The sequence below is a fragment of the Chitinophagaceae bacterium genome (assembly GCA_007695095.1).
GTDB lineage: Bacteria > Bacteroidota > Bacteroidia > Chitinophagales > REEL01 > REEL01.
On the sequence record REEL01000181.1, the window covers coordinates 1 to 3,034 of the forward strand.

Annotated in this window: 3 protein-coding genes; all 3 read left to right on the forward strand. The window is 33.8% G+C overall.

The features are described 5' to 3' along the window. Positions 1 to 185: hypothetical protein (locus EA412_14670; GenBank protein TVR75891.1), on the forward strand; the 185-nt coding region annotated here is incomplete at its 5' end. A gap of 183 nt (positions 186 to 368) precedes the next feature. Next, positions 369 to 2,096, forward strand: a complete 1,728-nt coding sequence (locus EA412_14675) for a hypothetical protein (protein ID TVR75892.1) — start codon at positions 369 to 371, stop codon at positions 2,094 to 2,096. 47 nt (positions 2,097 to 2,143) lie between these two features. Then, positions 2,144 to 2,800, forward strand: a complete 657-nt coding sequence (locus EA412_14680; protein ID TVR75893.1) for a hypothetical protein — start codon at positions 2,144 to 2,146, stop codon at positions 2,798 to 2,800. The last annotated feature ends 234 nt before the right edge of the window (positions 2,801 to 3,034 follow it).

Genomic DNA, 3,034 nt, shown 5'->3' on the forward strand with positions numbered 1-3,034 from the left:
CAGCCATTTTCGATAATGCGTCAGGTTGCAATTTTCCATCAACTCAGCATCCGGTCTCCAGACTATTTTGTCGCTTGCTTGCATATTTTTTTGTTTGGGGTGCTAAGTTAGGGAATTTTTTGGGTTATGTGGGGGTGGGTAAAAAAATAATAAATTATTGTTGTGAAATATTAAAAAGTTATTAAATTTGGATTTCTTTTTCTTAATAAACTCACTTAAAATGGCATCAAGCATCAAGCATCAAGCATCAAGGCTTTCGTTGGTATGGATTATTAATTAGTCTATTATTTTCCCTGCTTTTTATTTCTTGTAATAAGGACGACGCTTTTGAAACAAAGGAAAATTTTGAGAATTTCAGCTCACTTATTATGCCTGTTCAAACAAGTCCTATCATTAATCCTCCAATTGACGGAGATAGGTATTTATATAGGTCATTTAACTCTCCATCTTCTGATCTATTAGAGTTTGTTATCAATCAAATTTATTCTGACTCCCTATTCCAAATTGATTTTTATGATATGATTAATTACTATGGTATTCCTAGAATAAATTGGTCAACAATTGATATCAAGTCAGAGACAAATTATGTTATAAGCATTCCATTAATAAAAAATGGCAAAATCACTTCTTTTATTTTATATTCTGCATTTATTGATTATTATCAAATTACTTTTCAATCTCTTCATGAGGTTTTCTATAAACTAAATACCAATACAATTACTTTAGATAGTTTTACTGGTCCTGAAACCTTAGCCCTATTAAAATATAGTAATCTCCTCTTTTTGACAAGAGGGTTGTATTCTCCGGCAATTTATAATTGGATAGATGAAAATCAAAACGAATTTAATTCAAATTTTAGTACTGAACGCACACAAGTGACAATAGATGTTATGGTAGTGAAAGTTTTTAATTATGGATGGAATTCTGATGTTTATTCCCACACTTTTGATATAACAATTGAGTGTCAGGGTGATTCATGGACAGGCTGGGTGCAACCACCATCGGGTGGTGGCGGTGGCGGTGGTGGCGGCACTGGAGGTGGAGGCGGAAGCAGCGGATCAGGCAATCCACCTGAAACTGAGGAAATACCAGATATTGAATTCATTCACCCAAATCATATTGACAAAGATTGCTTCTATTTTTCATTTACTCCGGATGCAATAGAGGAACTACTATCAATTGCCAATGGAGTAACCCAGAAGTGTTCCAATGATCAATCTCCTTCTGAAGCAGTAGCTTCAATACTTGAAAATTTGTGCGATAGTCCCCAAGGCGGAGATAATGCCCAACTTCAAGCTGCGTTAGCAAATATAAATGGTGATATTATAGAAATCTCCAATAACATTATTGATAGAGATATGATCAGGGATGAATTTGCCGGGGAGGATGATTGGGTGATGACATCTGGAATTGGGGGGGATTGTTCAAAACTAAAATGTCTTTTGGCTATACTTCTTGATAATAATCCGGATTTTGAATCCCCCTTAAATTCTCATTTATTTTGTGCTAGATTGCACTATTTTCTAGGTCGAGATTTAGAAAATGATAGACATCTTTATATATTATCAGAGTCTTTTGATGAAGCCTCAAATATTAATACAAATGCAAATGCATTTGTAACTATTTTATATGACGATAATAATGCACCACAGGTAGGTATTATATTTAATTCTGATAAATGTGAGAATACCTCAACCTTTGACTTATTTAATACCTTTATACATGAATTGATACATGCAGATCTTTGGCGGAGGTTGATTGAAGACTATGGATTTACAAGTATTAATGACGAGCAGCATGCTTTCGAATTGCTTTTAACAGGAATGGGATACGATGGAACCAATTGGGATGATCAGCACCAACTTATGCTTGATTATTACGTTATTGAAATGGCCACTATCTTATGGGAAGCCACTGGAGAAATTGGGGAAATAATTGATTACATTGGTTACGTATTAAATGGTTTTCCATTAGACCTAATAGTGGAATCAGGTTGGTATGAAAATGAAGTGCAAACATTGTTCGAGATACAAAAATCCCTAGACTTCATAAAAAATATCGAGCCATTTCACTCAAACTTTAACCTATGCGACTAATCCTAAATTTATCAATATTTTTAATATTGATTTCCTCTTCCAGCAAAATGGCAGCTCAAGGACAGGTGGATACTATAGATGTAGAACATACTTTTTTGGAGGACAGGCATCTCCGGTATATGTATAATTTTGCGTTGAATGGCATGTTTTTCCAATATAAACCTAATCTTCCTCATATAGGAACCGGAGCACTAATGAAAAATGCCAGTGAAAATAAATTTGTTTGTATAGTAAGCAACACCTTTCCAATAAAAATGGAGGATTTAGAACTATTCATCAGTCCAGATACACTAATAGGAGGAAAGTTTGTAAATATGTTTGACATCACAATGGATAGGTTTAATTTTAATTCACAATTTGATTTTGAGTATTTATACCATAGTGATCATGAATCAATAAATAGTTTTTTGCGTAATGAATTAATTCAAAATTCTAATATGAATTATGCCTTCCGATTCTCAAATATTTTTTTAATTGATGACAAAATCTACCTTTCAGCAATCTTGTATTATTACGCTAATTATGATCCGGATATTTTTTCTAGTGGTTTTCAAATGTATGAGTTCAAGTGGTGTGAGAGCAAAAAGTGGATTTACCCGAGTAGGGTGAGTGGGCCATTTTTCCGCCATATTAAATCTAGGATAGGTATGCTCGGAGGCACCATAAAAATCCCGTCTTTAGATTGCCCCCTTCCTGTAGACTAAAACAAAGCAGGGTGTGAAAATTAAATCATATATAAATGGAGTTCCTAGATTAATAAGGATGTTCATAAATACTTCAACCTATGCGACTAATCAGACTAAGTATCATTATTTTAATATTTAGCGTAACCTTATGTAAAGCAGATATACAGGCTAAGGTAGATACAGTAAATTTATCTGAGACCTTTCTCGAAGAGCGACACCTTCGGTATATGTATAATTTTGCGTTGAATAATA

Coding starts and splice junctions, on each gene's coding strand:
- EA412_14675 (TVR75892.1), top strand. CDS start 369: ATGCCTGTTCAAACAAGTCCTATCATTAATCCTCCAATTGACGGAGAT.
- EA412_14680 (TVR75893.1), top strand. CDS start 2,144: ATGGCAGCTCAAGGACAGGTGGATACTATAGATGTAGAACATACTTTT.